The organism is Streptomyces sp. NPDC058195, assembly GCF_042883525.1.
Lineage (GTDB): Bacteria > Actinomycetota > Actinomycetes > Streptomycetales > Streptomycetaceae > Streptomyces.
Map to the genome: position 1 here is coordinate 65,654 of NZ_JBHVVM010000011.1, position 17,989 is coordinate 83,642.

Annotated in this window: 19 protein-coding genes; 14 read left to right on the plus strand and 5 right to left on the minus strand. The window is 73.0% G+C overall.

Going from position 1 to position 17,989, the window contains the following annotated elements:
- The first annotated feature begins 20 nt into the window (after positions 1–20).
- The 3 genes from ACFVWY_RS16045 to ACFVWY_RS16055 are packed head-to-tail and all read left to right on the plus strand — an operon-like array spanning position 21 to position 2,568.
- Positions 21–518: a hypothetical protein gene (locus ACFVWY_RS16045; RefSeq protein ID WP_389872446.1), complete on the plus strand. Its 498-nt coding sequence runs from the start codon at positions 21–23 to the stop codon at positions 516–518.
- Positions 519–560: 42 nt separating this feature from the next.
- Entirely contained in the window at positions 561–1,337 is a 777-nt protein-coding gene (locus tag ACFVWY_RS16050; protein ID WP_389872117.1) for a hypothetical protein, read from the plus strand.
- A gap of 22 nt (positions 1,338–1,359) precedes the next feature.
- Complete coding sequence (locus ACFVWY_RS16055) at positions 1,360–2,568, plus strand: lytic murein transglycosylase (RefSeq protein ID WP_389872119.1); 1,209 nt, start codon at positions 1,360–1,362, stop codon at positions 2,566–2,568.
- 179 nt (positions 2,569–2,747) lie between these two features.
- Here the strand turns inward: ACFVWY_RS16055 and ACFVWY_RS16060 are convergent, their stop codons facing one another.
- Positions 2,748–3,815, minus strand: a complete 1,068-nt coding sequence (locus ACFVWY_RS16060) for an ATP-dependent DNA ligase (RefSeq protein ID WP_389872122.1) — start codon at positions 3,813–3,815, stop codon at positions 2,748–2,750.
- A gap of 97 nt (positions 3,816–3,912) precedes the next feature.
- Here ACFVWY_RS16060 and ligD point away from each other — a divergent pair, with 97 nt between their 5' ends.
- Both ligD and ACFVWY_RS16070 read left to right on the plus strand, forming a co-directional pair.
- A complete protein-coding gene (ligD, locus tag ACFVWY_RS16065) occupies positions 3,913–4,923 on the plus strand; it encodes a non-homologous end-joining DNA ligase (RefSeq protein WP_389872449.1) in 1,011 nt (336 codons plus the stop codon).
- On the plus strand, positions 4,920–5,999 hold the full coding sequence (locus ACFVWY_RS16070) for an ABC transporter permease (RefSeq protein WP_389872125.1): 1,080 nt from the start codon (positions 4,920–4,922) through the stop codon (positions 5,997–5,999). The genes ligD and ACFVWY_RS16070 overlap by 4 nt, the downstream gene beginning before the upstream one ends.
- Here the strand turns inward: ACFVWY_RS16070 and ACFVWY_RS16075 are convergent, their stop codons facing one another.
- A complete protein-coding gene (locus ACFVWY_RS16075; RefSeq protein ID WP_389872128.1) occupies positions 6,000–8,237 on the minus strand; it encodes a DEAD/DEAH box helicase in 2,238 nt (745 codons plus the stop codon).
- 90 nt (positions 8,238–8,327) lie between these two features.
- Positions 8,328–9,110 carry an IclR family transcriptional regulator gene (locus tag ACFVWY_RS16080; protein WP_389872131.1) on the minus strand — a complete coding sequence of 261 codons (783 nt, stop codon included), beginning with the start codon at positions 9,108–9,110 and terminating at the stop codon, positions 8,328–8,330.
- 215 nt (positions 9,111–9,325) lie between these two features.
- Here ACFVWY_RS16080 and ACFVWY_RS16085 point away from each other — a divergent pair, with 215 nt between their 5' ends.
- The 9 genes from ACFVWY_RS16085 (at position 9,326) to ACFVWY_RS16125 (ending at position 16,176) form a co-directional block, all read left to right on the plus strand.
- Entirely contained in the window at positions 9,326–9,436 is a 111-nt protein-coding gene (locus ACFVWY_RS16085; RefSeq protein WP_389872133.1) for a putative leader peptide, read from the plus strand.
- Between the two features lie 172 nt (positions 9,437–9,608).
- Entirely contained in the window at positions 9,609–10,628 is a 1,020-nt protein-coding gene (locus tag ACFVWY_RS16090; RefSeq protein ID WP_389872136.1) for an ABC transporter substrate-binding protein, read from the plus strand.
- On the plus strand, positions 10,625–11,644 hold the full coding sequence (locus ACFVWY_RS16095; protein WP_389872139.1) for an ABC transporter substrate-binding protein: 1,020 nt from the start codon (positions 10,625–10,627) through the stop codon (positions 11,642–11,644). The genes ACFVWY_RS16090 and ACFVWY_RS16095 overlap by 4 nt, the downstream gene beginning before the upstream one ends.
- Entirely contained in the window at positions 11,641–12,471 is an 831-nt protein-coding gene (locus tag ACFVWY_RS16100) for an ABC transporter permease (RefSeq protein WP_389872142.1), read from the plus strand. The genes ACFVWY_RS16095 and ACFVWY_RS16100 overlap by 4 nt, the downstream gene beginning before the upstream one ends.
- Positions 12,468–13,223 (plus strand): ABC transporter ATP-binding protein, encoded by a 756-nt coding sequence (locus tag ACFVWY_RS16105; protein ID WP_389872144.1) that lies wholly within the window; start codon positions 12,468–12,470, stop codon positions 13,221–13,223. Before ACFVWY_RS16100 ends, ACFVWY_RS16105 begins: the two co-directional genes overlap by 4 nt.
- Positions 13,224–14,111 (plus strand): ABC transporter substrate-binding protein, encoded by an 888-nt coding sequence (locus ACFVWY_RS16110; protein ID WP_389872147.1) that lies wholly within the window; start codon positions 13,224–13,226, stop codon positions 14,109–14,111.
- A gap of 4 nt (positions 14,112–14,115) precedes the next feature.
- Complete coding sequence (locus tag ACFVWY_RS16115; protein WP_389872149.1) at positions 14,116–15,189, plus strand: LLM class flavin-dependent oxidoreductase; 1,074 nt, start codon at positions 14,116–14,118, stop codon at positions 15,187–15,189.
- Positions 15,190–15,356: 167 nt separating this feature from the next.
- A complete protein-coding gene (locus ACFVWY_RS16120) occupies positions 15,357–15,605 on the plus strand; it encodes a WhiB family transcriptional regulator (protein WP_389872152.1) in 249 nt (82 codons plus the stop codon).
- A 64-nt stretch (positions 15,606–15,669) separates the two neighbouring features.
- Entirely contained in the window at positions 15,670–16,176 is a 507-nt protein-coding gene (locus tag ACFVWY_RS16125) for a tetratricopeptide repeat protein (RefSeq protein ID WP_389872154.1), read from the plus strand.
- 52 nt (positions 16,177–16,228) lie between these two features.
- Here the strand turns inward: ACFVWY_RS16125 and ACFVWY_RS16130 are convergent, their stop codons facing one another.
- Together ACFVWY_RS16130 and ACFVWY_RS16135 are read right to left on the minus strand one after the other, a co-directional pair.
- Complete coding sequence (locus tag ACFVWY_RS16130; protein WP_389872156.1) at positions 16,229–17,203, minus strand: acyl-ACP desaturase; 975 nt, start codon at positions 17,201–17,203, stop codon at positions 16,229–16,231.
- A 192-nt stretch (positions 17,204–17,395) separates the two neighbouring features.
- A complete protein-coding gene (locus ACFVWY_RS16135) occupies positions 17,396–17,812 on the minus strand; it encodes an SsgA family sporulation/cell division regulator (protein WP_389872159.1) in 417 nt (138 codons plus the stop codon).
- Between the last annotated feature and the right edge of the window lie 177 nt (positions 17,813–17,989).

The following is a 17,989-nucleotide window of genomic DNA, read 5'->3' on the forward strand; positions in this document are numbered from 1 at the left end:
GCAAGACGAGGAACCCGCTGATGGTGGCGGCGGTCGTACTGACGGTCGCGGCGACGGGCGCGGCGGCCTGGGGCGGGGTGTCCTGGTACGGCGCGGCGCACGACGACGCGGCGGCCTACGCGCAGGCCCGCGACGAGGCGCTGGCGGCGGGGGAGCAGGCCGTGCAGAACATGAACACCCTCGACCACCAGAAGCTGGAGAAGGGCCTCGACAGCTGGGAGGACTCCACCACGGGTGATCTGCACCAGCAACTCGTCGACGGGCGGTCCGCGTTCGTCAAGCAGATCCAGGAGGCGAAGACGGTCAGCACCGCCCAGGTCCTCTCCGGGGCGGTGACCGAACTCGACGACCGGGCCGGAAAGGCCGGGGTCATGGTGGCCCTGCGGGTCACCGTGACCGCGCCGAAGGGCAAGCCCGCGGTGAAGGAGAGCCGGATGCTCGGCAAGCTCACCCGGACCTCCGAGGGGTGGAAGCTCAGCGCCCTCGGCCAGGCGCCCGTCGGCAACACCGCCGGCTGACGCCACCGCCGCCCCCACCCCGCCACCGAGAGGACCCCGGACATGTCGACGACCCGTCACCTCGTCAACCGCCAGCGCCGCCTGGCGACCGTCGCGGCGGAACGCGCCGCCGCCCCGGAGCGCGGGCCCGCCGCCCCCGGCGACCCGGACGCCGCCCCCGCCGCGGAGGGCGCCCCCACCAGTGAGGACGCCGAAGCCACCGCCGACGAGGCCCCGGACGCCGAACCGGCCGAAGATGCCGAAGACGCCGAAACCGCCGCCGCGCCCGCCAGCGCCCGGCAGAAGAAGGCGCCACGGGCCACCGCCCTCCGTGACCGGCTGCCCGCCGCGCTCTGTGCCCTCACCGTGCTGCTCGGAGCCTTCGCCGCCTGGGCGTTCGCCTCGGCCGCCGACCTGCGCGACGACCCGTCCCGGCAGAACACCGCCCTCACCGACATCGCCCGTACCAGCGAGGTGAAGGGCCAGGTCGCCGACGCCGTCGGCGCGGTCTTCTCGTACAACTACGCCGCGCCCGCCCGGTCCGAGGAGGCGGCAGCGGACCACCTGGTAGGCAAGGCGGTGCAGCAGCACAAGGACATGCTGGCCCAGGTCCGGGCCCAGGGGCAGAAGCAGAAACTGGTGCTGACCACGACCGTCACCGACAGCGGGGTGGAGCTGCTCGACGGTGACAGGGCCCGGCTGCTGATCTACGCCGACCAGAGCAACACCCGTACCGGCGCTTCGGACGAGACGACCTACGCCGCGGCCATGTTCGCCGTGGACGCGGTCCGCCGCGGTGGCACCTGGCGGATCTCCTCCATCGACACGTTCACCCGCTGACCCGGGGAGAAGGGGAGCACGCATGAGGTTCAACGGCACGATGCGCCGCGGACTCGGCGGCACGGCCGTCGCGGTCGCCGCGATGGCCGCGCTCACCGCGTCCCAGGCACCAGGACTCGTGAGCCACGAGGTGAAGCCGGACAAGAGCCGGGAGGCCGACGAGGTCAAGTGGACACAGGTACCCAACGACGACTCGTACCACACCGAGATCCCGCCGCTCACCTCACCGAAGCCGCCGGAACCCGGGGCGAAGCAGAGCCCGGTCGCCGCCCGCTCGTGGGCCGAGGCGGGCATCCCCGCCACCGTGCTCGCCGCCTACCGCAAGGCGCAGAGCGCCCTCGCGCGGACCGACCCCGGCTGCGGCCTGCCGTGGCAGCTGCTCGCGGCGATCGGCAAGGTGGAGTCCGGCCAGGCGGGCGGGGGACGGGTGGACGCGCGGGGCACCACCCTCACCCCGATCCTCGGGCCGGTCCTCAACGGCGCGGGCTTCGCCAACATCCCGGACACCGACAACGGCGTGTACGACGGCGACCGCACCCATGACCGGGCGGTCGGCCCGATGCAGTTCATCCCCTCCACCTGGGCGCACTGGGGCAAGGACGGGAACGGCGACGGCCGCCGCGATCCGAACAACGTCTTCGACGCCGCGCTCGCCGCCGGGTACTACCTCTGCGCCGGACCGCGTGACCTCTCGGTCAAGGCCGACCTGGACCGGGCGATCCTCAGCTACAACCACTCGGACACCTATCTGCGCACCGTGCTGTCCTGGCTGGAGTTCTACCGCAAGGGCATCCACCCGGTGGCCGACGGCAGGGGCACCGTCCCCAAGAGCCCCGGCGCGGGCGGCCCGAACAAGCCGGAGCGCCCGGTCGGCGGCCCCGGCGCCCCGGACGGCGGCGGCATCATCGTCGGCCCGCAGCCCTCCGGCTCGCCCCGCCCCTCCGGCTCGCCCACCCCGCAGCCCTCCGGCTCACCGACCACCTCGCCCACCCCCGGCTCCCCGGACCCCACCGACCCGGGCAGCGGATCGCCCGACCCCACCGGCAGCGGCCCGGCGAGCCCGGACCCGGGCGAAACCCCCGATCCCGGCACCCCGGAGCCCACCCCGACCTGCCCGACGGACCCGGCGACGCCCGAGCCCACCGACACGACCACGACCACACCCGACCCCGACCCGACGGAGAGCGAGGACCCGTGTGCCACGCCGACCGGTCCGGAGTCTGACGGGTGACCTCCGACCGGGCGGCCACGCCCCGGAAGGCGTTCCCTCCAGGGCCTCGTGGGCAGGCGGGACCTCCTGCCCACGTCGCCGGAACGCCCGCGCGGCTCCTCGCCGGCACCTCCCGGCACCCCGGAGCCGCGTGCCCCGGAGCGCGTCCGCTCTCCGGCCGAAGACCACCCGAAAGGCCCTCAGCCTCCACCGGATGACAGCACCTCGGCCAGGTCGTACCGCACCACCTCCTCCAACTGCGCGTAGGTGCAGCCGGCGGGGGTGCGGTCCGGCCGCCACCGGCGAAACCGGGCGGTGTGCCGGAACCGGTCGCCCTCCATGTGCTCGTAGGCCACCTCGCAGACCCGCTCCGGGCGCAGGGGCACCCACGACTGGTCCTTCTTCCCCGACCAGCGGCTCGGCGTCCCGGGCAGCCGGGCCCGCTCGTGCGCCTCGGCGTCGTCCCAGGCCGCCCACGGGTGACCGCCGAAGCCGACGCGCAGCGGCTCCAGCTCAGCGACCAGTTCCGCGCGCCGTTTCATGGGGAACGCGGAGCAGACCCCCACGTGCTGGAGGACCCCCTCGGAGTCGTACAGCCCGAGCAGCAGCGAACCGACGACCGGTCCGCTCTTGTGGAGGCGGTAACCGGCCACCACGCAGTCGGCGGTCCGCTCGTGCTTGATCTTGTACATCACCCGGCTGTCCGGGCGGTACGGCAGGTCGAGCGGCTTGGCCACCACCCCGTCGAGCCCCGCGCCCTCGTACCGCTCGAACCACTCCCGGGCGAGCTCCCGGTCCCTGGTCGCCGGGGCCAGATGGACCGGGGGAGCTGCCCCGGACAGCGCCGCCTCCAGCACGGCGCGCCGGTCGGCCTGCGAGAGGGAGAGCAGGGAATCGTCCCCCACCGCCAGCACATCGAAGGCGATCAGACTGGCCGGGGCGCGTTCCGCGAGCAGCCGCACCCGGGACGCCGCCGGGTGGATCCGCTCGCTGAGCCGGTCGAAGTCCAGCCGCCCGTCGCGCGCGACCACGATTTCGCCGTCGATCACGCAGCGCGGCGGCAGACTGTCCCGTACGGCGGTGACCAGCTCGGGGAAGTAGCGGGTCAGCGGCTTGCCGGTGCGGCTGCCGATCACCACCTCCTCGCCGTCCCGGTGCACGATCGCCCGGAAGCCGTCCCATTTCGCCTCGTACTGCATCCCGGGCGGGATCGTGGCCACGGACTTGGCGAGCATCGGCTTCACAGGCGGCATCACCGGCAGGTCCATGGCCCGATTCTCATGTACGCCCCACCCCATGTCTCCCGATATGCGGCATAGGTGGGCCCGGCCTACCGTGACCGTCATGGGCGCAGCGGTGAAGGCAGTGGAACTCGACGCCGACGGGCGGACCGTACGGCTCTCCAGTCCGGACAAGGTCTACTTCCCGGAGAGGGGCTACACGAAGAGGGACGTGGCCGAGTACTTCCTGGCCGTGGGCCCCGGTATCACCCGTGCCCTGCGCGACCGCCCCACCACTCTCCAGCGCTTCGTGGACGGGGTGGAGGGGGAGTTCTTCTACCAGAAGCGGGCCCCGAAGAACCTGCCCGACTGGATTCCCACCGCACGCATCGCCTTCCCCAGCGGCCGTACCGCCGACGAGATCTGCCCCGCCAGCCTCGGCGCCGTCCTCTGGGCGGCCAACCTCGGCACCCTCACCTTCCACCCCTGGCCGGTCCGCGGCGCCGACACCGACCACCCCGACGAACTCCGCATCGACCTCGACCCGCAGCCCGGAACGGACTACGCCGACGCGGTGCGCGCCGCCCACGAACTGCGGTCCGTGCTCGATGCCCACGGGCTGCGCGGCTGGCCCAAGACCTCCGGCGGCCGGGGCTTGCACGTTTTCGTGCCGATCGCACCACAGTGGACGTTCACCGAGGTCAGAAGGGCCGCCATCGCCGCCGGACGGGAACTGGAACGCCGGATGCCGGACCGGGTGACCACGGCCTGGTGGAAGGAGGAGCGCGGCGAGCGGATCTTCGTCGACTTCAACCAGACCGCCCGCGACCGCACCATCGCCTCCGCCTACTCGGTACGCCCCCGCCCCCACGCCCCGGTCTCCGCCCCACTGCGCTGGGAGGAGATCGACGACGCCGAACCGCACGACTTCGACATCCAGACCATGCCCAAACGCTTCGCCGACGTGGGCGACGTGCACGCGGACATGGACGACCACGCCTTCCGGCTGGACGCCCTGCTGGAGCTGGCGGACCGCGACGCACGCGAGCGCGGGCTGGGCGACCTGCCCTATCCGCCGGAGTACCCGAAGATGCCGGGCGAGCCGAAACGGGTCCAGCCGAGCCGGGCCCGGCACGACGAGGACGCCACCGGATGAGCGTGCCCGCCCGGGAGGCCGCCGCCCCGCACGGGGCGCACGGAAGACCGCTCAGCCGGGCCGAGAAGTGGGCCGCGTACAAGAAGTCGCCGTACTTCCCCGCCACCGTCCTGGTGTTCATCCTTGCCGCGGCGGCCGGTCTCTTCGCGGGCTCCTACACGTACGCCATGGCCAATCCGACCCCGCACCAGATTCCGGTCGCGGTCATCAGCGGCCCCACGCCGGACAGCGGGAAGGAGTTCGTCGCAGGAATGGACAAGGCCCTCGACGCCTCGCTCGACGTCCATGTCTTCGCCACCCGGAGCGAGGCCCGCAACGCCCTGGAGGAACAGGAGATCTTCGCGATCATGCAGGCCACCGGCCGCGGTGTGTCGCTGGACGTCGCGAGCGCCTCCGGAGCCGCCGTCGCCCAGTTGCTCGCGGAGTCCGCGGTGAAGGTGGCCGGACAGATCGGGGAGCCGGTCGCGGTACGGGACATCAAACCGCTCCAGCGCGGCGACCCGCGCGGCCTCGCCCTCTTCTACATCTCGCTGGCCGCCGTCATCGTCGGCTTCGTCGGCGCGATCCAGCTGAGCGTGCACGCCCGCGCCCTGATCCCGCTGGAACGCATCGCCTTCACCCTCGCCTACGCGCTGCTCGGCGGTTTCGTGATCGCGGCGGTGGTGGACTGGCTGCTGGGCGCGGTGGACCTGCCGTTCGTCGAGTCCTGGCTGATCCTGGTGTTCACGATGTTCACCTCCGGCATGGTCTTCACCATGTTCAACACCCTGATGGGGCGCTGGGCGATGATCCCGACCTGGGGCGTCATGGTGCTGCTGGGCAATCCGTCGTCCGGCGGGGCGGTCTCCTGGCCGCTGCTGCCCTCCCTGCTCGGCCACATCGGGCGCTGGCTGCCGCCCGGCGCGTCCGTCAACGCCCAGCACAGCGCCGTCTACTACCAGGGGCATCAGCGGCTCTTCCCGTTCCTGGTGCTCGGGGCCTGGGCGCTGGTCTCCTGCACGGTGTTCTGGGTGTGGCGCCACCGGCACCCCGGAGGCCGCGACCGCATGCCCCAGCACGCGGCCACAGCCGCCTGATCAGCCGTCGTCCACTGCGGACGCCCCGCTCGGGGACGCCCCGGGCGACTGAGGGGCCGCGCCGGTCACCAGCCGCAGCTGTTCCTCCTCCACGATGCGCCGGGCGAGCGCCCCGTCCGACACGTCCACCGCGTCCGGGGTCGTCTCGGCGACGTCGCTGCGCCGCGCGTAGAGGTCGAACAGCCGCTCCTTGCGGGCCAGGATGTCGAGCATCCGCTGGTCGACGCTGTCCGCGGCGAGGAGCCGGTGCACCTGGACCGTCCGTATCTGCCCCATCCGATGGGCGCGGGCCACCGCCTGGTGCTCCATGGTCGGCTTGATCTGCGGCTCGCACAGGATGACGACCGAGGCCGCCTGCATGTTCAGCCCCACCCCGCCCGCCTGGATCTGGCTGAGCAGTACGGCATGGCCGTCCGCCGCGGCGAAGCCGTCGATCAGCCGCTGCCGCCCGGCGGCCGCGAGCCGCCCCGAGAGCGGGCCGAACACCGGCGAGTCCAGCGCCTGCCCGACCGTGTCGAGCACCTCGCGGAAGTACGAGAACACCACGACCTTCGCCCCGTTGCCCGCGGCCTCGGCCACCAGTTCCCGCAACCGGTGCAGCTTCGCCGAGGCGGCCGGACGGGCGTACGCGGCCCGGCGCATCCGCATGAAGTGCCCGGCCCGCACCGCCTCGCGGTAGGCGTCCAGGTCCTCCGGGCTGAACTCCTCCCACTCGTCGACCTGCACCAGCGCGGGCAGCTCGGTCAGCACGTCCACCTGATTGCGCCGCAGATAGGCCGGTGCCACCGCCCGGCGGAAGGCGAGCGAACCGGCGGCGCCGTGCGTGGTGTGTATCGAGGGGGCCAGCTCCGGCTGGAGGTGCCGGACCAGGCTGCGGAACTCCTCGACCCGGTTCTCCATGGGGGTGCCGGTCAGGAACAGCACCCGCTCGGTGTGCTGCGTCCAGCCGGAGACCGCCCGGGAGCGACGAGTGGCGGGGTTCTTGACGTAATGGGCCTCGTCGACCACCAGCATGCCGGGCCGCAGCCCGCACTCCGCAGCGTCGGGCAGGGTGTGCAGGGCGTCGAACGTGGTGAGGGCGACACCGCCGCCGTCACGCCACGCGTCGAACGCGGACCGTCGCTCCGGCCCGTGCACCGGCAGGGTCCGCAGGGTGGAGCGGGCACGGATCTCCCGCGCCCAGTTGATCAGCACACTCGCCGGGCAGACCACCAGGAAATGCGTCTCGCCGCGCGCCGAGAGATGCGCGAGCGCGGCGATGGCCTGGACGGTCTTGCCGAGCCCCATCTCATCCCCGAGGATCACCCGCTTCTGCGCGAGCGCGAAGCGGGCCCCGAACGACTGGTAGCCGCGCAGCGAGACACGCAACTGGGCATCGTCCAGCCGCAGTTCCCGCACCCGGTCCGCCATCCCGGACGGCAGGAAGCCCTCGGCGGCGTCCCGGTCGGGGCCGCTGCCGGACAACTCGGCGAGCAGGCTGTAGTACTCGGCGGACCGCAGCTCGAAATCGACCCACGCCGCGACCTCGGACTCCCCGGACCGCAGCAGGTCGGCCGAGACCTGCCCGAACAGCAGCGGCAGCTCGCGCCGCACCGCGTCGGCGACGACGCCGCGTACCCCGGCGACGGCCTCCAGCGCGAGGGAACGGGTCTGCCGCCCCGTGAACAGCATCCGCATCCGGCGCCGGGCCGGACCCGCCGAGGCCAGCAACGGGTCGAGCCGCCCCGTCAGCCGACCCGCCGCGTCCACCGCCCGGCGGACGTCCGGCCCGGCCTCGACCAGTCGGTACAACGCCATGACCAGGGTGGTCGTCGCCTCGTCCGGGTCGTCCACGGCTATCCGGACCGCGACCGTCTCCCGCACCGCGTGGGCGATCTGCCCGGCGGCGGCCAGCGCCTGATCGGCGGTCTGCGCGCCGACCCCGGGAATCTGCCGCAGCTCGTAGCGGCCGGCCGCGTGGACCTGGCCCACGGTCGTGAAACCGGCCTGCTCGATCGCGCCGAGCCGCAGCCTGCCCTCGGTGACGTCCTTGAGCCGGGACACCGGGATCACGGCCAGCTCCCGGCCGACCAGGGCGTCCAGCATCGGATCCAGCGCGTGGCGCACGGCTGCGACGGCGGCGGTGTGGTCGGCCAGCACGACGCGCGCGGACGCCAGCAGCCCGTCCGCCCGCTCCAGCAGCTCCCGGGCGGCCCGCCCGGTGAGCGCCCCTTCCTCCGAGGCTCCGGCCCGTGTCATCTACGTCCCTCTGTCCGCGCACCCCGGCTGCCGTCCGGCCCCTGCCCGGACGGTCCCTATCGTGCCACGCGGCACTGACAGTCCGGCTGCTCAGGGCGCGGGCGGGCGGCGCTCGGCCGGAGGGAGCAGCAGCACCTCCAGGGCCCGAGCGCAGGACCGGGCCCGGTCCAGGAACCAGTCGGCGCGCTCATGGGTGATCACCCTCGGGGTGGCCCGGAGCGCCAGCGCGAAGCGGGCGTGACCGGCGGCGTCCAGCACCGGGACCGCCAGCGTCCGCACCCCCTGGGCCGATTCGCCGTCGTTGACCGCGTACCCCTCGGACCGCACCCGGGCCAACTCGGCCTCCAGGGCAGCCGGTTCGACGATCGTGCGGTCGGTGAAGGCGGGCAGCGGAGGCAGCGAGGCGGGCCCGCCCTCACCCGGCCGGGCCCAGGCCAGCAGGACCTTGCCGAGCGCGGTGGAGTGCAGCGGCCTGCGCAGCCCCGTCCGCGGAGTGACCGAACCGCCCGCGACGATCACCGCGTGCGGGCCGCTGCGCAGGGCCAGATCGGCGGTGGCGCCGGTGCGCGCGGCGAGATCGGTGAGCTCGGGAGCGGCCAGGTGCAGACCGCGCTGGTGGTACGAGAGCCTGCCCAGCTCGGTCACCGCGGGCCCCAGCCGGTAGCGGGACGTGTGGGCGTCCTGCTCCAGGAAGCCCGCGCCCAGCAGCGTACGGGCCAGCCGGTGCGCCGTGGAACCGGAGAGCCCGAGGCGGCGGGCGAGGTCGGAGGCGCTGAGATCGGGGCCGTTGTCATGGAAGCAGTGCAGGACGTCCAGGGCGCGCCGGACGGCCTGCGCTCCACCGGGGGCACGCGCCGTCGCGTCCTCGGTCATACCGGCTCACTCTCCGCTCATCGGGCCACCCCCCGGACTCCTGAGGCCATGACCGGGCCGAGGTGCCACATTACGGGAGTCCGGAGGCGTGTGGAAAAGGGTGCCGAAACACCGTGTTCACACCGAATCCCACATCATGGGAAGCGAGTTGTGGGGGAACCCCGACCGTGGCAGTCTCGGCACGTCGGCACCGACGAGCAGAAGGGAGCAGTGCCATGGCCGCCCGCCGCACCGCGGACCGCGCCCACGCCGCTCCGGTCCCGCTCGCCCTGACCCTGCGCCGTCACATCGACCTCGCACGGGTCACCAGCGCCGCCTGTCGCTGACGTCACCCCCTTCTCCTTTCCGCGCGCCGTCGCGCCCTCGTCGCTCCGTGCTGCCCCCTGCCGTGCTCCGGTGCGACGGGGTGCCCGGCCGTACCCGCTGACCGGGCCCCGGAGTTGACCCGGTGCGCGCCCGCCACCCCCTCCGCTTCGCCGATCCCCCGGGGAGACCTCCATGACGCCTGCCGCCCTGCCTCCGACGCTCTGGTTCACCCGCTGTCCCGTCCCCACCGCGACCGGTATCGCCGCCGACCGCGGCTGGCTCACCGAGGAATTCGCCGCCGACGGCATCACGGTGCGGTCCCTCCAGGACGCCGCCCCCGGCGTCGACCCGGCCGCCCACTTCACCCACGCCCTGCCCGGCCTGTTCCGCGAGGGCGGCAACGTACCCGCCCTGTGGGCCCGTTCACGCGGCGAACGGACCCGGCTGATCGGCCTCACCTGGATCGAGGAACGGCAGACCGTCCTCGTCCGCCCCGGCTCCGGCATCCGCGGCCCCGGGGCCCTGCGCGGGCTGCGGCTGGCCGTCCCCGTCCACACCGTCGCCATCGACTTCTGGCGGGCGATGGCCCTGCGCGGCTTCGACGGAGCCCTCGCCGCCGCCGGGCTCACCCCGGACGACGCCACGTTCGTCGACGTCCCCGCCGCCGGACACCGGGGCCAGTGGGCCGCCGAACTGGCGGCGCTGGGCCGCGGCGAGGTCGACGCCGTCTACGTGAAGGGCGCCCGCGCCGTCGAGGCCGCCCGGCGCGAGGGCGCGGAGATCGCCGTCGAGCTCGACGAACTGGCCGACCACCGCTTCCGGACCAACAACGGCACCCCGCGCCCCATCACCGTCCACCAGCAACTCCTCGACGAGCACCCCGGGCTCGTAGACCGTTTCCTGGCCGTCCTGCTCAGGGCCGCCGACTGGGCCGCCGGGCAGCCCGCCGAGGTGGCCCGCATCCTCGGCGCCGAGACCGGCGCGGGCGCCGAGGGAGTCGCCGGGGCCTACCGGCCGGGCACCCACCTCGCCCTGCGCCCCGGCCTCGCCGCGGACCGGCTGGCCCTGCTCGCCGAACAGGAGGCCGCCCTGCGCGGCCACGGCTTCCTGTCCGAACCCGTCGACATCACCGCCTGGGCCGACCCCGGACCACTGCGCCGCGCCACCGCACTGGCCGCCGCCCCCGACCCCGTGAGGACCCCCGCCCCGTGAACATCCCCCGAACACCCCGCGAGGCCAAGGCCGCCGCCACCGCCCTCCTGACGGCCACCGCGCTGCTCGTCCTCGCCGCCTGCGGCGGCTCCGGGACCGGCGGCGGCCCCGGAGCCCGGGGCACGGTCGAGGTCCGCATCCCCGACCCCGGCAACTCCGGCGTCCTCGCCCTCGGGAAGAAGGACGGCAGCCTGGACACGGCGCTCGCCAAGGTCGGCGCCAGAGTGCGCTGGACCGGCAGCGCGGGCCCCTTCGCCCCCGCCGCCCAGGCGATGAACGCCGGCCAGCTGGACATCGCCACCGGCTCCATCACCTCCGGGATCACCTCGCTCGCCCAGCGCCCCGGCTTCAAGTTCTTCACCGCCGTCGATCCGGACGCCGCCGGTGAGGGCATCCTCGTCAAGAAGGACTCCGGCATCACCTCCGTCAAGGACCTGGTGGGCAGGCGCGTCGCCGTCAACCAGGGCGGCACCGGCGAGTACCTGCTGCTGAAGGCCCTCGCCCGAGCGAAGATCCCCGCCGACCGGGTCGAGCGGGTCTACCTGCGCCCCGACCGGACAGCCGCCGTCTTCAACGCCGGACAGGTCGACGCCTGGGCGGTCTGGGCGACGTACGCCGTCGCCGAGATCGGCGGCGGCACGGCCCGCTTCGTCGCCGACGGCGCCGCGATCGGCTCCGACAACTACAGCCTCAACGCCGTACGCACCGGATTCGCCGAGCGGCACCCCGAGATCGTCAGGGCGCTCTACCGGTACCTCCACGACGCCAGCGCCGAGGAGAAGAGCGACCCGGCCGCGTACCTCAACGTCTTCACCGACGCCGGGCCGACCGCCGTCACCGGGAAGGCCAAGGAGGTCCAGACCCGGTTCACCCGCGCGGGCGGGACGGTCGACCCCATCGGCCCCGAGGACATCGAGCGCTTCCAGGACGTCGCCGCCTTCTACGCCGAACAGAAGGTCACCAGGGACCGCATCGACGTCACCCCCCACCTCCTCGACATCGAGAAGCTGACATGAGCGCCACCGCCCCGCCCCCGGGGCTCGTCCGGCCCCGCCCTCCCCGTCGCCGGGCCCGCGGCCGCGGATACGCCGCGACCGTCCGGGCGCTCGGCCCGGTCGTCCTCCTCGCCCTGTGGTGGGCGGCGTCCGCCACCGGCGTACTCACCCCCGACGTCCTCGCCCCACCCGCCGACGTCCTGCGCGCCGTGGGGGAGCTGTGGGGCAACGGCCAGCTGCCCGACGCCCTCGCCACCTCCCTGACCCGCTCCGGCCTCGGCCTTCTCATCGGCCTCACCGCCGGACTGGTCCTCGGCATCACCACCGGATTCACCCGCCTCGGCGACGAACTCCTCGACTCCTCCCTCCAGACCCTGCGCACCATCCCCTTCCTCTCCCTGGTGCCGCTGTTCATGGTCTGGTTCGGGATCAACGAGGCCGCCAAGATCCTCCTCATCGCCGTCGCCACCACCTTCCCCATGTACGTCTCGACATCCAGCGGGGTGCGCGACACCGATCCCGGACTCGTCGAGGCCATGCGCAGTTTCGGCATGGGACGGCTCGCCCTGGTGCGCGAAGTCGTCCTGCCCGGGGCGCTGCCCTCGCTCCTGGCCGGGCTGCGGCTCTCCATGACGCTCAGCGTGATCGCCCTGATCGCCGCCGAGGAGATCAACGCCACGGCCGGCATCGGCTACCTGATGTCCCAGGCACAGAGCTATGCCCGCACCGACGTCCTCGCCGTCTGCATCCTCGTCTACGGACTGCTCGGGCTCTGCGCCGACATCGTCGTGCGGCTCCTGGAACGCGTCCTGATGCCCTGGCACACCCCGCAAGGAGCCCCCCGATGACCGGACCGGCCCCACGGACCGCCGTACGGGTACGCGCCCTGCGCCGCGCCTTCGGTGGCCGCGCCGTGCTCGACGGGCTCCGGCTCGACATCGCACGCGGCGAGTTCGTCGCCCTGCTCGGCGCCAGCGGCAGCGGAAAGACCACCCTGCTGCGCATCCTCGGCGCCCTCGAAGCCGCCGACGACGGAGAGGTGCTGGTTCCCGAGGCCCGCACCGTCGTCTTCCAGGAACCCCGGCTCATCCCCTCGAAGAAGGTCCTGGCCAATGTGACCGTCGCCCTGCCGCGCGGGCGCGCCGCGGACGGGCGACGGGCCCTGGCCGAGGTCGGCCTCGAACGGCACGCGGACGCCTGGCCCGCCACCCTGTCCGGTGGCGAGGCCCAGCGCGTGGCCCTCGCCCGCGCCCTGGTGCGCGAACCCGAACTGCTCCTGCTCGACGAACCGTTCGCCGCTCTCGACGCCCTCACCCGGCTCCGGATGCAGGACCTGGTGGGGGAGCTGTGCCGTCAGCACCGCCCCGCCGTCCTGCTCGTCACCCACGACGTGGACGAGGCGGTCCGCCTCGCCGACCGGGTCGCCGTACTGCGCGAGGGCCGCCTGGTCACCGACGAACCCGTCACCGTCGACCGCCCGCGCGACCCGGGCGACCCCGCCTTCGGCGCGCTGCGCCGACGCCTCCTCGACGATCTGGGCGTCCCGACGGCCCGCGCCCTCCCGAACACCCCCGACCGAACCGAAGCCGGAGTGATCTGAATGACCATCACCATCGGAGTGCACAGCAGCAACCCGTCGCTCTACCACCTCCACCACCTCACCCGGCTCGGCCTCGCCCAGGAAGAACTGGCGCCGCTCGGCGAGCGCGTCGTCTTCCACCCGTACACCAACGGCGTCCGCACCGGTGAACTCCTCGCCCGCGGCGTCATCGACTTCGGCGGCACCGGCTCCACCCCGCCCATCACCGCCCAGGCCGCCGGTCACGACATCGTCTACACCGCCGTCTCCGCACCCCGCCCCGGGCACGGAGCGGTCCTGGTCCCCGAGGACTCCCCGGTCCGCACCGTCGCCGACCTCAGGGGCGCCACCGTCCACCTCGCCACCGGCTCCTGGCAGACCCACCTCATCGCCAAGGCACTCGACGACGCCGGACTCTCCTACGCCACCGACATCACCCCGGTCCACAGCGGCGCGAACAGCGAGGAACTCCTGCGCACCGGCGCCATCGCCGCCTGGGTCGCCCAGGGCGCCCACCTGGCCGCCGCCCGCCGCGTCGGCGGCCTGCGCACCCTGATCCCCACCGGCGACGTCATCACCGACCGCTCCGTCTTCTTCGCCCGCCGGGACCTCGCCGAGAGCCGCCCCGAAGTGATCGAGGCCCTCACCCGGGCCCTCGGGAAGGCCGACGACTGGGCGGCCGCGCACCCCCGGGAGGCGGCCTGGATCGCCGCCGCCGACCTCGGCGGATCGGCCGACGACTGGGAGAGCGCGCTGTCCGCCCTGCCGTGGCGGATCGAACCGGTCACCGAGTCCTTCCTCGCCGAACAGCAGGAGGCTGCCGACATCTTCCACCGCACCGGCGTCATCGACCGCGCGGTCACCGTCGCACACGCCCGGACCGGGGCCCGCGCCCACCGGGCGGCGTGACGACATGGCGACCGAAGTCCTCTGGTACATCATCCCGCGCGAAGGCGCCTACCCCTGGGAGCCCGAAGGAAGGCGGCCGGTCGACCACGGCTACCTCGCCCAGCTCGCCGGTACGGTCGAACGCCTCGGCTACAGCGGGGCACTCCTCGCCACCGACCTCTACGACGTCTGGCCCCTGGGCAGCGCGCTGGCCGCCTCCACCAGCACCCGGTTCAAGCCGCTGCTGGCCGTCCACCCCGGCCTGATCTCACCCACCCTGCTCGCCAAGATGGCCCTCAGTTTCGACCACCTCTTCGGCGGCCGGCTCCGCTTCAACGTCGTCAACGGCTCGACAGCGTCCCTCCAGGAGTACGGGCTCCACGTCGAGCACGACGAACGGTACGAGCTGAGCGCCGAGTACTGGTCGATCGTCAAGCGGCTCACCGCGGGCGAGGTCTTCGACCACAAGGGCCGCTTCTACGACCTGAAGAACGCCGGAGCCTCCTTCGGAGACCTGAAGCCGGTCCAGGATTCACACGTACCGCTCTGGTTCGGCGGCTCCTCCGGGCCCGGCATCGAGATGGCCGCCCAGCACGTCGACGTCTTCCTGACCTGGGGCGAGCCCCCGCACCTGCTCCGGGAGAAACTGGACCGGGTCAGGGCGCGGGCCGCCGCGCACGGCCGCACGCTCAGGACCGGCCTGCGCCTCCACCTCATCGTCCGCGACACGGAGGCCGAGGCGTGGGCGGCGGCCGACCGGCTCCTCGACGTGACGAGCGAGGCGACCTACACCCGGCAGCTCGGGGCCAGGGCGGGGGAGGACGGGGTGGGCTGGCAGCGGCAGTTCCGCCAGCACGGCGGCAAGGTCCCCCGCCACGCCCGGGAGCTGGAGACGCACCCCAACCTATGGCCGGGAATGAGCCTGTTCCGGCCGGGCCCCGGTACCGCCGTCGTCGGCTCCACGGCCCAGGTCGTCGAACGTCTCCAGGAGTTCCAGGACCTGGGCGTCGACACCTTCATCCTCTCGGGAAACCCGCTGCTGGAGGAGGCGTACCGGGTGGCCGAGACGGTGCTGCCGGCACTCGGCGTCAGCCGCTGACCGCACGGGGGAGGGCCGGGCGCGCGTCGGCGGACCGCGCCCGGCCCTCCGCGCGGGGTTTCCCGGTCCCGCCGCCCGGGTATGCAGAGACCTGGCCGGAAGTCGTCGGCGCGCCGTATTGATGGCGCGTTGATCAGTCGTTTATCGCGACCGGGCATGGTGGTCCCATGCTGATCAACACCGCGACCGACCCCGCACTCGCCTGGCAGGAAACAGCGCTGTGCGCCCAGGCCGGCCCCGAGTTCTTCTTCCCGGCCCCCGGCAGCTCCACCCGCGAGGCCAAGCAGCTCTGCAACGCCTGCGAGGGGCGCCTGGCCTGTCTGGAATACGCCCTCGCCAACGACGAGCGCTTCGGCGTGTGGGGCGGCCTTTCCGAGAAGGAGCGCGAGCGCCTGCGCAGAACCCGCCGCGCCTGAACCTCCTCCCGGAGGTCCCCCGCCCGGATCAGGCCGGACATACGGGACCTGGCAAAATGCCGGGATGAACGACAACGACAACGACCGGGACAGCCTGCTCGCAGCGGCCGTGGCCCTGCGCACCGGGGGGCACCGCGAAGAGGCCCGGCAGCGGCTGCTCGCCCTTGGTGCCGACTTCCCCGACGATGCGGCAGTCGCCTACCAGACCGCCTGGGCCCACGACGTACTCGGCCTGGAGGCCGAGGCCGTGCCCTTCTACGAACGCGCCCTGACCGGGGCCGGGCTGTCCGAGGAGGACCGCCGGGGCGCGCTGCTCGGACTCGGCAGTACCTACCGGGTGCTCGGCCAGTACGAGAAGGCGGCCGAGACCCTGCGCGACGGCGTCAGGCGGTTCCCCGAGGACGGGGCGCTGCGCACCTTCCTGGCCATGGCCCTCTTCAACACCGGCGCCCACCACGAGGCGATGCGCCTGCTGCTGGAACTGCTCGCGTCCGGCAGCACGGACCCCTCGGTGCGCGAATACCACGAGGCGATCGCGTACTACGCCCAGGATCTGCGCGCGACGGTGTGAGCGCCGGGTGGCGGTACGGTTCCCGCTCCGCCACCCGCGGACCCCGCAGCCGTCAGGCGCGCCCGCGCGCTGCCATCCGGGCCTTGCGCGCCGCCAGCTTCTCGTCGAACTTCGACGCCTCGTGGTCCAGGCCGCCCATGAACAGCCCCAGCTCCTCCTGCGCCTTCAGGCCCTCGGGGCCCAGGCCGTCGATGGACAGGATCCTGAGGTAGCGCAGCACCGGCTGGATCACGTCGTCGTGGTGGATGCGCATGTTGTAGATCTCGCCGATCGCCATCTGCGCGGCGGCCCGCTCGAAGCCGGGCATGCCGTGACCGGGCATCCGGAAGTTGACGACGACATCGCGCACGGCCTGCATCGTCAGGTCCGGCGCCAGCTCGAAGGCCGCGCCGAGGAGATTGCGGTAGAAGACCATGTGCAGGTTCTCGTCGGTCGCGATCCGCGCCAGCATGCGGTCGCAGACCGGGTCGCCCGACTGATGACCGGTGTTGCGGTGCGAGACCCGGGTGGCCAGCTCCTGGAAGGCCACGTACGCCACCGAGTGCAGCATCGAGTGCCGGTTGTCCGACTCGAAGCCCTCCGCCATGTGCGCCATCCGGAACTGCTCCAGCTTGTCCGGGTCCACCGCCCGCGAGGTGAGCAGGTAGTCGCGCATCACGATGCCGTGGCGGCCCTCCTCCGCCGTCCACCGGTGCACCCAGGTGCCCCAGGCGCCGTCGCGGCCGAAGAGCGAGGCGATCTCGTGGTGGTAGCTGGGGAGGTTGTCCTCGGTCAGCAGGTTCACCACCAGCGCGATCTTGCCGATGTCGGTGACCTTGGACTGGTCGGCCTGCCAGGCCTCGCCGTCCTCGAAGACGCCGGGGAAGTTCCGCCCGTCGGAGAACGGCACGTACTCGTGGGGCATCCAGTCCTTGGCGGCCTTCAGATGGCGGTTGAGCTCCTTCTCCACCACCTCTTCCAGGGCGTACAGCAGCTGGGCGTCGGTCCACGCCTTCGGGCTGCCGAGGTGGGGAGCGGTGATCGTCACGGGGGACTCCTGGGGACGGGAGAAGTACCTACGGATACGTAGGTTACGAGACCGTAGGTTAAGGCGGGGGTAAGGTCACCGCCAATCCGGCTCGTTCAGTGACCGGTTATCTGACGTTATGTCGCGATTCTCTGCTGCGGATGCGCCGGACCCATGCCGGACACGGGGCGGCGGAGGCGACCGGGACGCGGGTCAGCGGGCGTCGCCGAGCAGCGTGGCCAGTTTCTGGTCGAGGCCGAGGAAGAGGTGCTCGTCACCGGTCGGCACCCGCTCCTGCGAGCGCTCCAGGAAGCGCCGCAGCTCGGCCGTGTGGACGTGCACCATCGCGACCCCTTCGACGGCGTGGAACTCCAGGACCGTACGGTCGTACCCGAACGGCCGGATGCGCACGTCCCCGAGACCGGCCTCCGTGTCCATCCCCGCGGCCAGCAGCTCACGGGAGAACTCCCAGGCCACCTCGGTGCCTTCCAGGGTCGCCGGGGCGGGGAACGCCATCCGTACGGTGAACGGATCGTTCGGGTCGTACTGGAGCGTGGCGGGAAGGGTCTCCATCCGCGGCGCGGACGCGACCATGCGAGCCTGCACGGACTGCTGGATGACGGTGGACACGACCTGCTCCCCTTCTCTGCCAGGCGAACGCTTCCCGGTACCGGGACAGACGACGGAACGCCCGGATCCGTGCACCGCGTGACAGGGTGAGCTGTGTCACCGTGCGTCGCGCCGCCGCCCTCCACGGGCGTTTCCCGGCGGCGGACCCTGGACGGCGCGCGAACGGGTGGGCTAGCT